Annotated in this window: 12 protein-coding genes and 1 tRNA gene; 5 read left to right on the top strand and 8 right to left on the bottom strand. The window is 59.2% G+C overall.

The genetic code is table 11. From position 1 onward, the window contains the following. Window positions 1-257 precede the first annotated feature (257 nt). From NW840_RS06015 to NW840_RS06005, 3 genes are all read right to left on the bottom strand, one after another. Window positions 258-1,733 carry a cobyric acid synthase gene (locus NW840_RS06015; RefSeq protein ID WP_414343048.1) on the bottom strand — a complete coding sequence of 492 codons (1,476 nt, stop codon included), beginning with the start codon at window positions 1,731-1,733 and terminating at the stop codon, window positions 258-260. Window positions 1,734-1,961: 228 nt separating this feature from the next. Further along, window positions 1,962-2,033 (bottom strand) — tRNA-Gln (locus tag NW840_RS06010). Between the two features lie 52 nt (window positions 2,034-2,085). Next, window positions 2,086-2,664, bottom strand: a complete 579-nt coding sequence (locus tag NW840_RS06005) for an FHA domain-containing protein (protein WP_414343044.1) — start codon at window positions 2,662-2,664, stop codon at window positions 2,086-2,088. A gap of 270 nt (window positions 2,665-2,934) precedes the next feature. Between NW840_RS06005 and NW840_RS06000 the strand changes: the two genes are divergently transcribed. The 3 genes from NW840_RS06000 to NW840_RS05990 all read left to right on the top strand — a co-directional run bounded on the left by NW840_RS06000 (window position 2,935) and on the right by NW840_RS05990 (window position 5,847). Further along, a complete protein-coding gene (locus tag NW840_RS06000) occupies window positions 2,935-3,834 on the top strand; it encodes an inositol monophosphatase family protein (protein ID WP_414343041.1) in 900 nt (299 codons plus the stop codon). Between the two features lie 124 nt (window positions 3,835-3,958). Continuing rightward, window positions 3,959-4,816: an ABC transporter substrate-binding protein gene (locus NW840_RS05995; protein WP_414343038.1), complete on the top strand. Its 858-nt coding sequence runs from the start codon at window positions 3,959-3,961 to the stop codon at window positions 4,814-4,816. Beyond that, on the top strand, window positions 4,774-5,847 hold the full coding sequence (locus tag NW840_RS05990) for a DnaJ domain-containing protein (protein WP_414343036.1): 1,074 nt from the start codon (window positions 4,774-4,776) through the stop codon (window positions 5,845-5,847). Before NW840_RS05995 ends, NW840_RS05990 begins: the two co-directional genes overlap by 43 nt. Before the next feature lie 12 nt (window positions 5,848-5,859). On the opposite strand, the gene NW840_RS05985 is transcribed toward NW840_RS05990, so the two are convergent. The 4 genes from NW840_RS05985 to NW840_RS05970 form a co-directional block, all read right to left on the bottom strand. Next, entirely contained in the window at window positions 5,860-7,443 is a 1,584-nt protein-coding gene (locus tag NW840_RS05985) for a type II CAAX prenyl endopeptidase Rce1 family protein (RefSeq protein ID WP_414343033.1), read from the bottom strand. Window positions 7,444-7,541: 98 nt separating this feature from the next. Next, entirely contained in the window at window positions 7,542-8,261 is a 720-nt protein-coding gene (gene trmB / locus NW840_RS05980) for a tRNA (guanosine(46)-N7)-methyltransferase TrmB (protein WP_414343030.1), read from the bottom strand. A 92-nt stretch (window positions 8,262-8,353) separates the two neighbouring features. Continuing rightward, complete coding sequence (locus NW840_RS05975; RefSeq protein ID WP_414343046.1) at window positions 8,354-9,274, bottom strand: L-lactate dehydrogenase; 921 nt, start codon at window positions 9,272-9,274, stop codon at window positions 8,354-8,356. Window positions 9,275-9,523: 249 nt separating this feature from the next. Further along, window positions 9,524-9,883 carry a hypothetical protein gene (locus NW840_RS05970; protein WP_414343028.1) on the bottom strand — a complete coding sequence of 120 codons (360 nt, stop codon included), beginning with the start codon at window positions 9,881-9,883 and terminating at the stop codon, window positions 9,524-9,526. Window positions 9,884-10,558: 675 nt separating this feature from the next. On the opposite strand from NW840_RS05970, the gene NW840_RS05965 reads away from it, so the two are divergent. Together NW840_RS05965 and NW840_RS05960 are read left to right on the top strand one after the other, a co-directional pair. Then, on the top strand, window positions 10,559-12,574 hold the full coding sequence (locus NW840_RS05965; RefSeq protein ID WP_414343026.1) for a diguanylate cyclase domain-containing protein: 2,016 nt from the start codon (window positions 10,559-10,561) through the stop codon (window positions 12,572-12,574). A 36-nt stretch (window positions 12,575-12,610) separates the two neighbouring features. Beyond that, complete coding sequence (locus NW840_RS05960) at window positions 12,611-14,335, top strand: ABC transporter ATP-binding protein (RefSeq protein ID WP_414343024.1); 1,725 nt, start codon at window positions 12,611-12,613, stop codon at window positions 14,333-14,335. Here NW840_RS05960 and NW840_RS05955 read toward each other — a convergent pair. Next, the gene (locus tag NW840_RS05955) at window positions 14,329-15,267 is read right to left on the bottom strand and encodes a carbohydrate kinase family protein (RefSeq protein ID WP_414343023.1); all 939 of its coding nucleotides are present in this window, start codon (window positions 15,265-15,267) and stop codon (window positions 14,329-14,331) included. The two genes, NW840_RS05960 and NW840_RS05955, sit on opposite strands and share 7 nt — an antisense overlap. Window positions 15,268-15,390: the final 123 nt, after the last annotated feature.

The raw sequence follows: 15,390 nt of genomic DNA, 5'->3' as shown, positions 1-15,390 counted from the left end.
TGTGGAGACTCCTCTGGCGGGGTGGTGGGGGTGAACTCTGCCGCTAGTCATGGGTCGCTGAAGCAGGAAGAAAGCAGCGATGCTGGGCAAAGTTCTGTTTTGTTCAGCGTTGCATAAGTCTTTCGGAGCGGACTTCTTCGGGTCAGGCAGAGGTAGCCGAGGCAACCGGTTGAGTGGATCCTGGATTTCCGGTCGCGCTGGCGTAACCTGGCGCAACATAGCCTCCCACCCCACTTCTCTCCCCCATCGCCGATGGGCTATTCCATCAACAGGCCCAAGTCCAGGTGAGGCTGCCACAGATCGGCCAGGCGCTCCAGCAATTGCTCCCGCTGCTGAGCATAGTGGCCCTCCAGATCCGGCAAGGGATCCCAGCCTTTTTGTCGGCGCAGCCAGTTCAGCCATTGTCGCCGCCACAGGTGGTTGTCAAACAGGCCATGCAGATAGCTGCCCCAAATCCGACCCGTGGGATCCCGCCAGCCCAGGTTCTCTTGCTCGAACAGCGGCAGGCAACCAGAGGGATCCGCCTGGGTGGATCCCTGATGAATTTCGTACCCCTGGATGGGGGCCAGGGCAGGCCATCGGCTTTGGGTCTGTACCTGCTGGGTGACCTTGGTGGGCTGTAAAACGGTGGTCAAAGGGAGAAAGCCCAACCCCGAGTAGGTGCCGGCGATCCCCTCCCAGCCTTCGGGATCGGCGATGGTTTCTCCCAACATTTGCAGTCCGCCGCAAATGCCGACGATATGGCCGGAGTATTGGCGCAGTTGCTCGGCCAGGCCGGTCTTTTGCAACGCGAACAGATCGTTGAGGGTGGTTTTGCTGCCGGGCAGGATGACCACATCCGGGGATCCCAAACTTTGGCCGGGGTGAACCCAGCGCAGATGGACGGTGGGCTCCGCCAACAAGGGGTCAAAATCCGAGAAATTGGCCACCTGGGGCAAACGCACCACAGCAATCTCCAGGCGCCCTTCCCTCAGGGCTTGGCCACCGGCCCGGTCGCGGCGATCTTCCCAGAGCTGGGGGCTGGCCTCAATTCCCATCGAATCCTCTTGGGGCAGAACCCAGTCCACCCAAGGCAAGACCCCGACAACTGGGATCCCGGTGTAGTTTTCCAGCCAATCCAGGCCGGGCTGCAACAATTCCCGCGAGCCCCGAAACTTGTTGATGACAATGCCCCGGATCAGGGCCCGTTCTTCAGGTTCCAGCAGTTGGAGCGTGCCCACCACATGGGCCAGCGCCCCACCTCGGTCGATGTCCGCCACCAGCCAAGTGGGGGATCCCAAATGCAAGGCAACCCGCATATTTGCCAAGTCCCGATGTTTGAGGTTCACCTCTGCCGGACTGCCTGCCCCCTCGCAAAGGATCCAGTCGTACTGCTGTTGTAGGCGAGCAAGGGCTTCTTTGACCGCTTGCCAGGCCGGCGCAAACCAGCGCTCGTAATACTCTCCGGCGCGGTAGGTGCCCACCGCCACTCCGTTCAAGACGATCTGGGAAGTCAGATTGCCCTGGGGCTTCAGAAGGATTGGGTTCATCTCCACCGCAGGGGGAATCCCGGCAGCCCAAGCTTGCAGAGCCTGCGCGTAGGCAATCTCCTTGCCGTCTGGGGTGACATAGGCGTTGAGGGACATGTTCTGAGCTTTGAAGGGGGCAACCCTTTTTCCCGCTTTCTTGAGAATGCGACAAAGGGCTGTTACCAGCAGGGTTTTGCCCACGTGGGAAGAAGTTCCCACCACCATCAAGGATCGACCTGAACAGCTCACCCCGGATCCCTCACCCTTGGTTTCTGGTTGTTGCCATTCTCCCCGCGGCCAGCCTCGCCAAGCCAGGGCCTCCGTTGGCAAAGGCGACCCCATGATTCCTCAGTTCCCCAGAGCAACGCGCCCTGCTGATGCCAAGAGCCGAAACCCCAGGTCTGCACGGGATCCCAAGGGCTTGCGCCTTTGTGCTCTCGGTTGGATTTTAAGCTGGGGCAGATGGATTCGAACCACCGAATGGCGGGACCAAAACCCGCTGCCTTACCGCTTGGCGATGCCCCAATTCACATTGCTTAACCAGCTTAATTAATCTAGCGATGCAGCTTTAGATCTGTCAACGGTTGCGGTGGCTTCCTGTGTCGTGGGGAAGCTGAAGCTCTTCGCCAAGGCCAGGGTCGATGTCAAAGGGGTTCACAGGGAGAATGCGGGCCACCTCGAAGAAATAGGCGCGGATCTCCGGCCCGAAATAGATGACATCTCCGCTCCTCAGGTAGTGAGTGGCCACCCGCGTGCCGTTGACAAACACCCCATTGGTACTGGACTGGCCCTTGCGGTTGCCGTCGATCAGGCAATAGGTAAACCCTGTCCGGTTGGACTTGGTGGGCACCCGCACCAGGTAAGCGTGGTGACGCGAGACAAACCGATTGACGATCTGGATGGCGTTGGAGGGATCCCGTCCAACCGTGTAGATACTCTCCCGCAGGATGTAGCTGCAGGGCCGGACAGGATGGCAGATGGACAGGGTGAACTCCGGATGGGATACCGGCTGCTCAGGGACTCGATCGAACAAATCCGCCGGCAGATCAAAGCCCTGGCTGGGAAGAGGACTTTTCCCGCCAACCTCTGTGATGGAGGTGAAAAAATCGTCGTAGCTATGTGGCAAAGGTCTTCTCCCCTCAACGCTCAACGCCATTTACAGCAGCTTGGCTTTCCAAATTCAAAGTCTTATCTATAGTTCCCCAAAACCCTACTGCTTTCAAAGGAACTCTGGTCTTGGCGGGCTGCCGGAAAACCCACAAGCCCCAGTGTACTGTACTATACACCATAGGCAGCCTTGGAGATACCCCCTTTCCCAAAAAATTGGGTTTGGGTCGGGCCTATTTTGGCTTTCAGGGATCCCTTGGGAGCCACAGCCTCAGGCGGGCTATTCTGAGTAGCAGGTTTTTAACCTTGAGGTGAGGGTGTGACGGAGGCCCTGCTGCGTCGGTTGGATGTGGCCACAGAAGCTGCCCTGGAGGCAGGAGCTTTGCTGCGCAGTTATGTGGGGGGCACCCTTGCCATTGAGGAGAAACGTCCGGGCGACTTGGTGACTGCGGCGGATCGCGCTTCCGAGGATCTCATCTTGAAAATCTTGAGGCGGCACTTCCCCGAAGATGTCATCTTGACCGAGGAATCAGGCCAGCAGGGATCCCCGGAGGGCGCCTACGCTTGGATGATCGATCCCCTGGATGGCACCACCAACTTTGCCCATGGCTACCCTTTTGCCGCCGTCTCCATTGGTTTGCTGCAGGGGCGGGAGCCGGTTTTGGGGGTTGTTTGTGATGTTTTTCGCGGGGATCTGTTTCGCGCCGTCCAAGGGATGGGGGCTACCCGCAACCGCCAACCCATTCGAGTCTCCACAACGGCTGAATTGTCTCGGAGCTTGCTGGTGACCGGCTTTGCCTACGATCGTCGCGAAACCCCCGACAACAACTACGCCGAGTTTTGCCACTTTACCCATCTCACCCAAGGAGTACGGCGCGGCGGATCTGCAGCTCTGGATTTGGCCTATGTGGCCACCGGCCAGTTGGATGGCTACTGGGAGCGGGGCCTCTCCCCTTGGGACATTGCCGCAGGGATCGTCCTGGTGCGAGAGGCAGGCGGCAAGGTGACCGCTTATGATGGCAGCCCGGTGGATGTTTACAGTGGCCGACTGTTGGCCAGCAATGGCTGGTTACACGCTGCTCTGCAAGAAGAACTGGCCCAGGTGCGGCCTTTGCCGGTCTCCTTTCCCATGCGGCGGGATCCACGCCCAGCCTATCAGAACCGGGAAAGCTTGCCGGTTGAACGAGTTGAATTCGAGACAGAAGTAGTTGAAGAATAATCAAGAAGACTACAAAACATCCGTGTCGGGCAGGGTAGGTAGAAGATTGGTTAGCAAGCTCCACAGAAAACAGCGACATCGCTGCCGGGCGGCACAGTTCGGCCTGGCTCTCCTCTTGGGAGCGATGGCCCTTGGGGTTGCCACTGCTGGCCCCGGTTACCCTCAGCCGGCACAAGGGAAAGTCGCCCCCACCGAGCGGGCACAGCCCCCTGATTCCCGTTGGACTGAGATCCAAGCTCGGGGGCGCATTCGAGTTGGCTTGGATCCCAGTCTGGGGCCGGCCTATCTCTATACCGACTTGGAGCGACAAACCTACGCCGGCTTCGAGTGGGATATCCTGGAGGCGCTTGCCCAAACCCTTCAGGTGCAGGTGGATCCCATCTATGTGGCCTGGAGCGAACAGTTGGCAGCTTTGCAAGCGGATGAGGTGGACTTGATCTGGGGAGCGCGGGAAGCTTTGGGCTTGGATCCGGAGCAGTTTCTGGCCACCCGGCCCTACTATCTCAGCCCGCAGCGCTTGGTGGTACGGGATCCCTTCCCCGCCTCCGGGCCAGAGGAACCGGCCATCGAGACACTGTCGCAATTATTTGGCCGCAAAGTGGGCATTGTAGTTAACAGTACGGGGGCAGCCCTACTGGAGGCGTATAACGAGAGGAGGGGCAACGCCATTCGTCTCTTTGCCACCAGCAACCCTGAGCGCTTGTTTGCTCAGCTACAAGCCGGCCAGTTGGATGCCGTGCTGGTCGATCAGCCTGTTGCCGCCCTAAACCTGCGCCAAGCTGGATCCCGGCTGCGCCTGGTGGGGCCGCCCCTGTTCCCCATGCCTCTGGTGGGAGTAGTATCCTCTCAGCATCCTTCCCTGAAGGAAGCTGTGGATGGGGCGATTTCCAGCCTGATCGAAAACGGAACCTTGCAGCAGATTTTAGAGAAGTGGCAACTATGGGATCCAACTCTAATGTCCCCCGCCTCAACCGAGGACTAGCCCGCTACGAGACTGACCATTTCGCCATCTTAGGCGTGCCCCTTACCGCCGACTCCAAGGGGATCCGGCGCGGCTACCTGCAGGCGGCCAAGGCCCTCCACCCGGATCGGTTTGTGGGGGATCCCGAAGGTGCAGAACGCGCCAACATCCTCTTTGCCAAGCTGGTCAACCCGGCCAACGAAGTGCTGACCAAAGAGCGGGAGCGAGGGGAATACGAAACTGTGCTCAAAATGCGGATTAAACGCCTTTTGGAGACGCCCCCCCCGGATCTTTGGCCCTCTGGGGAAGCCGTCAAGGGCTTGGCCGAGCACCCCCATTGGCAGGAAGAGTATGTCAGACGGGTGGAGAAGCTGGCCAAAGAGCAATACAGCTCCATGGAAACCCTGCTCGAGAAAACCGAGCAATTGAGCGAGCTGAACCTGGCCTATTTGTTGCTCAAGGCCGGCTACCAGGGGAGCCTAGCCCCTGCCTCTAGAACCACTACCGCGACCGGGATCCCAACCCCTTCCCCCAGCCGTACCACTGTGGGTGGGATCCCGGTGCCACCCCCCACCAGCTCTCCTGTTGCTCCGCCCACCCGTCCCCCTGTTCAGCCCGTTCCCACCCCACCTCCGGCTCCCAAGCTCAGCCCTGCGGAAACCCGCTTTATCCAAGCCTTGGACATGATCGAGCGCAAGCAATACCGGGATGCGGTGCAGTATCTGAACTTTGCCATCAGCGCTGAGCCCAACGTGGCCCGCTACTACCTGCACCGGGGCATTGCCCACCTGAAGCAGGGGAATACCGGCATGGCCAAAGCAGACTTTATGCAAGCCAGTCGCCTAGAACCCGCCAACGCCGAGTTGATGGCAGAAGTGCGCCGTTGGATGCAGCAGGTCACCACTCAACAGCCCGTTCCCGTCCCCAAGGACTCCGTCCCGCCAACGCGAGTGGCCAGCCGTCAAACGTCACAGGCTCAGAAAGTGGTGCCGCCTCCCCGCAAAGAAGACAACGGCGGGTTCTTGAGCCGCCTCTTCGGCAGGAAAAAGTAGGCAGAGCCCCCCTTAACGCGCACCCCCCAGCACCAGCAGCGTCACCAGGGATCCCGTATTCCAGAGGCTGTGCAGCAGGATGGGAGCCAGCAGGTTGCGGCTGTGGCTGTACACCACCCCCAGCACCACCCCCAGCATGGTCAGAGGCAGCAGATCAGAGAGGTTGAGGTGGGCAAGGGCAAAGGTAAAGGCGCTGAGCACAATGGCGGCCCCCATAGGCAGGTGGCGGCTTAGGGTGGGCAGCCAAAAGCCCCGGAACAGCACCTCCTCAAAAACAGGGGCACAGACAGACACCACGGCCAAAAACACCAACCGCGCCCCCCAGCCATGGCTGTCCAGCAGCAGAGGCAGAATAGGGTTCCCACCCCCTGCCTGCGGCAGCAGCAACTGCGACAGCGCCGCTGCCAGCACCACCAAAGGCAAGGCCACCCAGTAGCCACACAAGCCCCACAGCAGCCAAGGACCCCACAACCGCACCTGCAGCACCCTCTGCCAGCCGGGGTAGGCGTGCAAGAGACGGTACAATAACCCTGCCCCCAGCAAAGCGCCGGAATTGTAGGTGAGAAACAGGGCTACCGCCTGCTGCCAAGGGCTGAGCTGCCGTGCCCCCAGGCCGAGGATGATGATGTAAAGTCGAGGCACCAAAGCGTTGAGGGCGATAAACCCCAAAAACCAGCCGGTCAACACCGCTTGCGCCCCGATCCCCGGCCAAGGCACTTCCCAAGCAGAGCCCAGAAGCGGACGTTTGCGCCAAAGGCTCCAGCCCAGCCAGCCCAACAAGAGCATCAACCCCAGCAGTGCCCCCAGCACGGGGATCCCGCCCACCACCGCCAGTCGAAATAGAGCCGCCAAGGCCAATTTTTCCTGCTGTTGGTTGAGGGCATTCAGGCTATCGCTGCGCTGCTGCAGTCGGTAAAGCTGTTGCAGAGCCACCGCCTCAAACCAACCATCCAGATGATTGCGAATCTGCACCTCCGCCTCTGGCAAGATGCGCCGCGGTGTTCCCCACAGCCCTTGCAAAACCCGCGCTGCCCCCTTTTGGCTCGATTCCAGCTCCACGGGACGTTCCAGGTCGATGATCTGCTGCCATTGCTGCCGAGCAGCTTCCAGATCTTCTTGGTAGGCATAGAGCAAGCCCAGGCGCAGCCAAAGCGCATCCAGCTCCGTCTGCAAATCTTGCATGGAGGCCAAAAGGGCGGGATCCACCTCTGGAGATTGGGCCAGTTCTGGGCTGGCCGCCTCAGATTCGCCAGCAGGAGTTAAACGGGCCAGCCGTTTCAAACGTTTCAGGCGTTCGGCGTAGTTATCGGCGGTCTGCTGATAGCGATTTTGGGCCACCTTGAACACATCCTGACCCAAAAGTGCCCGTGCCAGATCCTGATAGCGGGGATCATCGAGGGTGCGGGAAGCTTGCAGGGCGAGATCGGTTTGCAACAAATCCAACTGCGTTTGGGGCGGCGGCTGAAACCAACTGCTGGAAAGAGAAAGCCCGACAATCACAATGGCCAATAGGCTCAGCAGGTTGAGGATCCCACGGCGAACAGAAAACCAAGCAGAGGAGGGGTCGGCAGAGGCCGTGGTTTCAGAGTGAGACATTGCGGCGACGGATCCAACTCAAGCGGGTTATATCCTATCTTCTGTATTGTCTTGGCGGAATGGAGTTGTTATTACTGCATTACGGATTTGTCCTGTTGTCACCGTCGCTCCAGCCAATAGCGATAGATGGGCAGGCCCAGTTGTAGGCAGTGCCACTCCCGCTCCGTGGGGATGCCGAGGGGATTGGAGTCCAAAGGCCCCTGGTGGGGATCCCAAAACTGCGGATGCTCTAAAAATCGAGCTGCCATTTCTTCGGCCACCTCTTGGATATCCGATTGCAGGAAGACAGGGCTGCCCGGTCGCAGCAGCAGAGCCAGATCCGCCACCAGTTGGGGCTGGACGATCCGCCGTTTGTGATGGCGCTTTTTGAACCAGGGATCCGGAAATAGGATGGTTACGCGGCTGAGATCCCCCGGCGCAAACAGATGCCGCAAAGAGACATTGATGTTGGCAAACAGAAAATGGACGTTATCCAGCCCCAGCTCGTCCCGCCAGGCATTGGCCCGTTCCACCAGCGCCTGCCGAATCTCTACCCCCAGGAAGTTCCAGTCGGGCTGCTCCTGAGCGAGGCGCAGCAGAAATCGTCCGCTCCCTGTGCCGATATCCAGATGAAAGGGCTGCCCCAGCCGCCGGTATACCCGCTCCCAGTGGGGTGGGGGGGTGGGCTGCTGATACTGCGCCTGCAGGGGATTGACGTGCTGCCGTACCCGGTGACCGAGGCCCCTCTGTAAGGGGATCCCGGCCCAAGGCGGAGAAGGGGGGCGCTTCTCCAGTTGGCCCTCAGGCGATTGCTGCCCCTGTTGCACCTCTGCTTCCATAGACCACCTCCTGCCGCCAGCTGCGGCCCTCGCCCACTGACCAAGGGATCCCCCAGCTTGGAGGGGAGCGACAAAAGTCCAGGAGATCTAGGCTACCACCGGATGCTGTCGATGACTTGCCGCAAGATCTGGGCCGAGCGGTGCAGCTGCTTGCGCTCGCTCTCGGTGAGGGACATGGCCAGCGTGCGTTCCACCCCCTGCCGCCCGACCACTCTGGGCAAGCTGAGACAGACCTCTGGCAGATCGTACTCCCCTTGGGTGAGGCTGCTCACGGTTAAAACGCGGTGTTGATCCCGCAGCAGGGCTTGGACAATTTGCATCACCCCTAACCCGATGGCGTAGCTGGTGGCCCCTTTGCGACGGATGATCTCGTAGGCAGCGTTGCGCACCTGCTCGAAGATATCCCCCAAATAGGCGGGATCCCAGTCCGGCGAGAGTTCCCCAATCGGGGTGCCGGCGATGTTCACCTTGCTCCAAACGGCCACCTCGCTATCTCCATGTTCGCCGATGATGTAGGCGTGCAGGCTACGCGGATCCACCCCCAGGCGCTCCGCCAAAAGATAGCGAAAGCGGGCTGTGTCCAAAACCGTCCCCGACCCAATTACCTGCCCTGCCGGCAACCCCGACAACTTCAGGGAAACGTAAGTCATGATGTCAACGGGATTGCTCACCACCAAAAGGAGTGTGTCAGGGCAATGCGCCATCAAGGCCGGGATCAAGCCTTTGAAGATCTCGACGTTGCGCTGCACCAAATCCAAACGGGTTTCTCCAGGCCGCTGCTTAGCCCCTGCCGTTAAAATCACTACATCTGACCCGGCGCAATCAGCCAGTTCCCCTGCCCGTATCCGCGTCGGCTCCACAAAGGGGATCCCGTGCACCAGATCCATCACTTCCCCTTCCAGCTTGTTGCGGTCGATGTCGTGAAGGACCAGCTCATCCAGAGTGTTCTGGATTACCATCGAGTAGGCACAGGCCATGCCTACCTGGCCGGCGCCGATGATGGATCCCTTCAAAAGGCGGCGAGAAGTCAGCCCCTCGACCTGCTGCTGGGAGCGCTGCTTGGGTTGGTGCTTAGAAACAGTCATGGCTGCAGCCGCTACTCTTCGTTCTCCAGCTTAAGCCTGCCTAGAGGAAGAAAAAAACAGGCTACCGCTCTCCAGAAGAACTGGAAAGGCGAGAAGAGGCAGGATCGGTTGCCGCAGCGGACTGGATCCATCTGAAACAATAAAAACAGTAAATAGCCCTCTAACCTTCAACAGTCCTCAACCCGGCTGCTGGGTTAGCCGCTGCCAAAGCTCGAGGGGAATGCGCTCGTGAGGACACTTTAGGGACTGAATCTGAGCTAAATCTTCCGGCATGTAGTGCAAGGCTACCCGCGCTGCCGGATCCAAAAGGCTGCGCCGTCGTCGGTTACATTGTTCGGCTTCTCCCAGAAACACATCCAGCCAGCCATCTCGCTCTTGGTAGCGAATCCTCAAAGCAGAGAGAGAAGGCAGAGCAGAGGAAACCTCCTTACGGTAGAGCCGAAAGCCCTGCTCCAGGCTCCAGCCCAGCCACCACTGAGGCGCCCATTGCCCCAACTGCCTACACCACACCCCCGCCTGAACCTGTTGCCATGCCATGCTTGCCACTCCGCAGCTTGTTCTCCTGAGAAGACTTAACTGCAAATCTTTAGCAATTGCTACTTGGGTAAGCACTCTACCAGACTCCTCAAGCTTAATGCAAGTCTTTATCAAAGAGGATCCCTACTTTGCCGGCACGCTATTGAAAGCTAATCTCAATAGAGCTATGCTGTTACTCGGTTGAGTGGTGGAGTTGTATCCATCAGTCTTCCTCTCTTGCCTTGGATGCATCGGGGATCCCACGCCCGCGGAATTAGCCATCCTGGGTCTGGCAGGGATCCCTTTTCCAGGGCTAGCTGAGGTTCTTTCTAATGAGAGCAGTTCTAACTAATAGGAGCCTGGTTCCTTCCCAAGCGTGTCGATGTACGGGTAGAACAAGTTCGGGAGCCAGAAGCGGTTTAACCTTGAAAACGGCGACGCATAGCCCTTCACGTCGGCAGGACAGGCTTTTTAATAATTCTTTTAATTAACCTCAAGAGTTGCTTCAAAGAATATCCCCTCCGGAGCACCCAAAAGCCCGTGCCAGCCCGGGGATCTTTTGTATCGAGAGACACACAAACTCCCCCAACAATTCCATAGGATGACCGTAGAATGGCAGAGACAGCGTGAATTCATAGCTGTTTTTTTCGGCTTGCCCTCCCCGTTGCCCGAGCGTCTACTGGGTGTTCCTAGCCTATGGTTGAAAGGGGGACTGCTGGGCTAGACCAGGCTGGCAGCGTTTATGATGCGCTGACGCGGGCCGATCTGTGGAATCCCCAGGTCATGTACCGTGGGCGCCCGGTACAGGCTCGGGGACGGGCTGTGCTGCGCACCATGTTCGAGAGCGTCAGCGATGGGTTGTTTGTCCTTGAGTGTCTGCCCCCCGAGCCAGAAAGAGGCTCACCTCAACCGCGCTGTCGGTTTTTGGTGGGTAACCCGGCTTTTTGCAGGATGTTTTTTCTCTCCTCTCGACCTATCGAGGGAGAAGAGCTCCAGAGTTGTCTACCGCCTTCTCTGGCTGCGCAGATTCAACTGCACACCGAACACTGCCTCAGCCATGGCCGGCAAGTGAGCTTTGAGCTGAGCCTAACGGCCTCTGCCGCTCCCGACCCAGAGTCGACCCATGTTCTAATCGTTACCCTTTCTCCAGTAGTTGAGGAGAACAAGCCAATCAGCCGAATTGTCGGCTCCTGTCAGGACATCACAGCACGCAAGCAAGTGGAGTGGCAGCTACAGCGCAGCCAAAAGCAACTGTTGGAGCACAACCGGGCTCTGATGGAGCTCACCCGGCACAAAGCCCTCAGCCAAGGAGACTTACAAGCTGCTCTGCAACAGATTTGTACTACAGCCGCCCATACCCTGGGGGTGGCACGGGTGGGGGTCTGGCTCTACACGTCGGAGCGCTCCAGCATTCGCTGCATCAATCAATTCGAGATCACCCCAGACAACCCCGAGGGATCCCATACTCAAGGGGCGGAGATCTGGGCCAAAGACTATCCCCGTTATTTTCAAGCCCTGGAGCAAGAGCGCACCATTGCTGCCGACCAAGTGGTGGCGGATCCCCGCACCGCCGAGTTCGGCAATTCCTACCTGACAGCAATGGGAGTGGTCTCAATGCTGGATGCCCCCATTCGACTGGAAGGACGGATGGTGGGAGTTCTCTGCCACGAGCACATTGGATCCCCTCGCCACTGGACCTTGGAAGAGCAAAACTTCGCCGGATCCCTGGCGGATTTGGTGTCTCTGGCCCTCGAGATCTCGGAGCGCCGGCAAGTGGAAGAGGAGCTGCGCCAGGCTGAGGAGCGCTATCGCAATTTTTTCGAGAATGCGGTAGAGGGCATTTTTTTCACCGATGCGGCAGGTCGGTATCTCTCCGCCAACCCGATGCTGGCCCAGATCTGCGGCTACAGCTCCCCCGAAGAATTGATGCGCGAAGCGAAAGAGGCGGGCAAGCGGCAGCTCTATGTGGATCCCAGCCAGTGGGAAGAATTTGTGCGGCTATTGCAGGAGCAGGGATCCGTACGCGGCTTTGAGTACCGGCTGCGGCGGCGGGATGGCTCGATCATCTGGGTCCGAGAAAAGGCCCGTTTGGTTAAAGATAAAGCCGGAAACATCCTCGGCTATGAAGGCATTTGCGAAGACATCACCGCCCAAAAGCAGAGCTTAGCCTACATGGAGTTTCGCGCTCATCATGATGCCCTGACAGGTTTGGTGAACCGCGAATCCTTTCGGGAGCGGCTGCAGCAGGCCCTGCAGCAATACTACAGTGAATCTCTGGCCCTCTTCTTTGTGGATTTGGATCACTTCAAAGACATCAACGATACCTTCGGCCACGGTGTCGGCGATGCCCTGTTGCAGGGGGTAGCTGAACGGTTAACCAAGTGCGTTCGCCCTGGAGATATCGTCGCCCGCTGGGGAGGGGATGAGTTCACCCTGCTGCTGCCCCGAATTGGCAGCCCCACAGTGGCAGCGCGTCTGGCTCAGCGGATTGTCGATGCCTTTCAAACTCCCTTCTCCTGCGAGGGCCATTCCCTTTCCGTGACCTGCAGCATTGGCGTCGCCCTCTACCCCCAAGACGGCGTAGAAGTGTCCACCCTTTTGCACCATGCCGACTTGGCCCTCTACCAGGTCAAGGAAAATGGCCGCAGCGGCTTTCAGCTCTACCGGCCAGTTTCAGGGATCCCGGCAGCAGTCCGCAACACTATCCTGTAAGCTGGTTGGGTCAGAGGCCCTTCTGGTTTGTGATTTGTGCATCCGGGTCGTAGCTATCGCCGTCTCACTCCCTTCATTCGGCCCCATCTGTGGATGTTGTTGCTGGGGCTAACCTGTACCCTTGGCTTTGTGCTAACCATGCCCGCCCTCGCCTACTTGATCGAGTGGGTGGCCCGCTCCATTGGTGCCGGGGATCTGGGGCAATTGCGGATGCTGGCCTTGATTGGGGTGGTGTTTTTCTTGGTGCGCGGCGCTTTTCAGTATGGCCAAGACACCCTGATGGCGAGGGCCTCCTTGCAAATGGTTTTGGAATTGCGCCAACAGATTTATGCCCACCTGCAGGCACTGGATGTGGACTATTTTTCCGGCAGCCGCACTGGCGATCTGGTCTATCGCCTCACGGGGGATCTGGATCGGGTGGGAGAGGTGGTGCAGCGGTTTTTCCATCGCTTCATCCCCAGCGTGCTCACCATCTTGGCGGTGGTGGCCTACCTGTTCTATCTCAACGGCATTCTCACCTTGACCACCTTGCTGATAGCCCCCCTGATGGGAGCCTTGATCAGTTGGTTTGGGGATCGCCTTTTGTTTCGCTCCCGCCTCAACCAAGAGAAGATGTCGGATTTGGCCGCCCTCTTGACTGAAGTGTTTGCCGGGATCAGCCTCACTCGCGCCTTTGCGGCTGAGGACTACGAAATTCGCCGCTTCAGTGCCATTGCCGAAAGCAACCGCCTGGCCCGGTTTCAGACCGAACAGGTGAAAGCCATTCAAGACCCGGTGGTGGGTTTTCTGTACGCCATGAGCGTGTTGGGGGTGTTTTGGGTGGGCGGCTGGCAAATTAGCCAGGGCAACCTGACCGGCAGCCAGTTTCTCGGCTTTATCGCCGGTGTTGCCATGTTGATCGACCCTATTGTTCACATCACCAACAACTACAGCGAGCTGAAACAGGGTGAGGCTTCGGTGGAGCGGATTTTCGAGCTGCTAAACACCCGCTCCCAAATCCGGGAGCTGCCCGGGGCCCGCCCCATGCCTCCCATTCAGGGTTGGGTGGAGTTCGACCAAGTTTCCTTTGCCTACAAACCGGATCAGCCGGTGCTCAAACAGATCAGCTTTCAGGTGTCTCCCGGCGAGATTGTGGCCCTGGTGGGATCCTCCGGCGCCGGCAAATCCACCCTGGTGAGCCTGATTCCCCGCTTTTACGATCCCCAGCAGGGCTGCATCCGCATCGACGGCATCGACATCCGCACCGTCACCCTCAAGAGCCTGCGCCGGCAGATCGGCATTGTGCCGCAGGAGATCACCCTGTTTTCGGGAACCATTGCCAGCAACATCGCCTACGGACAAGAGCATTTTGACCTGGAAGCGGTACGCCAGGCGGCCCAGGTGGCCAACATTGACACCTTTATCGAGAGCTTGCCCGATGGCTACGCCACCCGCGTGGGAGAACGGGGGGTCACCCTCTCCGGTGGACAACGGCAACGGCTGGCCATTGCCCGCGCCGTGCTCCTCAACCCCAAGATCTTGATCCTGGACGAGGCCACCTCGGCTTTGGACAACGAGTCGGAAGCGTTGGTGCAGGAAGCACTGCAACGGCTGATGCAACGCTGCACCGTTTTTGTGATTGCCCACCGCCTCTCGACGGTACGCACTGCCCACCGCATTTTCGTCTTGGAGCAGGGGCAATTGCTGGAGCAGGGAAATCACCGAGAATTGCTGGGCAAAGGGGGGCGCTACGCCCAGTTTCACCTGCGCCAGTTTCATTGAACCCTTGGCCTCTGGATCTCCTGGATCTCCCATGCCTGCCAGAAGGGCCGGTAAAACTCCGGATCCGAAGGTGCTCCCCCCGGGATCCCACAGATGGCCGCCGCAAATTGCACGGCTCGTTGCACCAGAACTGCCTCCGGCCATCCCCGCAACAGCCCCAGGATGGCCACGGCGCTAAATGCATCTCCCGCCCCCACTGTATCCACCAGCTGAGGCGCGGGCACTGGGTCGGCCCGATGGATCTGAGTAGGGGTGATCAGCAGCGCGCCTGCCGCTCCCAAGGTCAGAAATAGACCTTTCAGGTTCAGATGAGCCTGGAGGATCTGTCCTTGCTCCAGCAGGTCTCCAGGAGGGATCCCTTCCAGTTGGGCCACTTGCTCCAGCTCTGCCTGGTTCAGCTTCAGCCAAGTGCAGGTGCGCAGCATCTCCCGGATGGCGTCTGGATGCCACCAGGGATCCCGCAGGTTGAGATCCAGAAACACGGGACAGCCCAAAGCGGGGATCCCCTCTTGAAAGTGGCGATGGGCTGCCTCCCGGCGGGCTGCCAAGCTGCCCCGGTAGAGCAGGCTGGGCTGGAGAGCTTGCAGAGCCCCGATATCCAACTGGATGTAGTCGTAGGCTTGGTCGGGCAAGATGGCGAAGGTGGGGATCCCTTGCTCATCCAGGGTTACTTGAACCTTGCCGGTGGGGTGAACAGAATCCTGCTGCAGACCCTCCAGGCGCAGCCCCTGCCGTCGCAAGGCCCCCAGCAGCTCTCTGGCGGCCTCGTCTTGGCCAACACGACTGAGCAAGAGGGGATCGGATCCCAGCCCCTTGAGGTTCCAAGCCACATTCAAAGCCGCCCCACCCAGCACAACCTCGGTGGGGAAGCAGTCGAAAAGCACCTCTCCCAAGATGAGCGGCAAACCCAGGGGCACATGAGAGGGATCCATCTTGAGCACTCAGCTAGAAATCGCAGGAGCCCCGTGCTGTACCGGTAGGATCAGTGTCGAGAGGAAAGTCCGCCTCCATGGTTATAATTGTACTGCGGACACCAGAAACGGTTGTTTAAGGCA

Origin of the sequence: Synechococcus sp. R5-13 (assembly GCF_047462015.1) — a bacterium.
Lineage (GTDB): Bacteria > Cyanobacteriota > Cyanobacteriia > Thermostichales > Thermostichaceae > Thermostichus.
This window is presented reverse-complemented; position numbering and strand designations above follow the sequence as displayed.

Excerpts from the sequence above, each read along its gene's own strand:
- NW840_RS06015 (WP_414343048.1), bottom strand. The coding sequence starts at position 1,733 with ATGGTGGTGGGAACTTCTTCCCACGTGGGCAAAACCCTGCTGGTAACA.
- NW840_RS06005 (WP_414343044.1), bottom strand. The coding sequence starts at position 2,664 with ATGGCGTTGAGCGTTGAGGGGAGAAGACCTTTGCCACATAGCTACGAC.
- NW840_RS05995 (WP_414343038.1), top strand. The coding sequence starts at position 3,959 with ATGGCCCTTGGGGTTGCCACTGCTGGCCCCGGTTACCCTCAGCCGGCA.
- NW840_RS05990 (WP_414343036.1), top strand. The coding sequence starts at position 4,774 with ATGGGATCCAACTCTAATGTCCCCCGCCTCAACCGAGGACTAGCCCGC.
- NW840_RS05985 (WP_414343033.1), bottom strand. The coding sequence starts at position 7,443 with ATGTCTCACTCTGAAACCACGGCCTCTGCCGACCCCTCCTCTGCTTGG.
- trmB (WP_414343030.1), bottom strand. The coding sequence starts at position 8,261 with ATGGAAGCAGAGGTGCAACAGGGGCAGCAATCGCCTGAGGGCCAACTG.
- NW840_RS05970 (WP_414343028.1), bottom strand. The coding sequence starts at position 9,883 with ATGGCATGGCAACAGGTTCAGGCGGGGGTGTGGTGTAGGCAGTTGGGG.
- NW840_RS05965 (WP_414343026.1), top strand. The coding sequence starts at position 10,559 with ATGGTTGAAAGGGGGACTGCTGGGCTAGACCAGGCTGGCAGCGTTTAT.
- NW840_RS05955 (WP_414343023.1), bottom strand. The coding sequence starts at position 15,267 with ATGGATCCCTCTCATGTGCCCCTGGGTTTGCCGCTCATCTTGGGAGAG.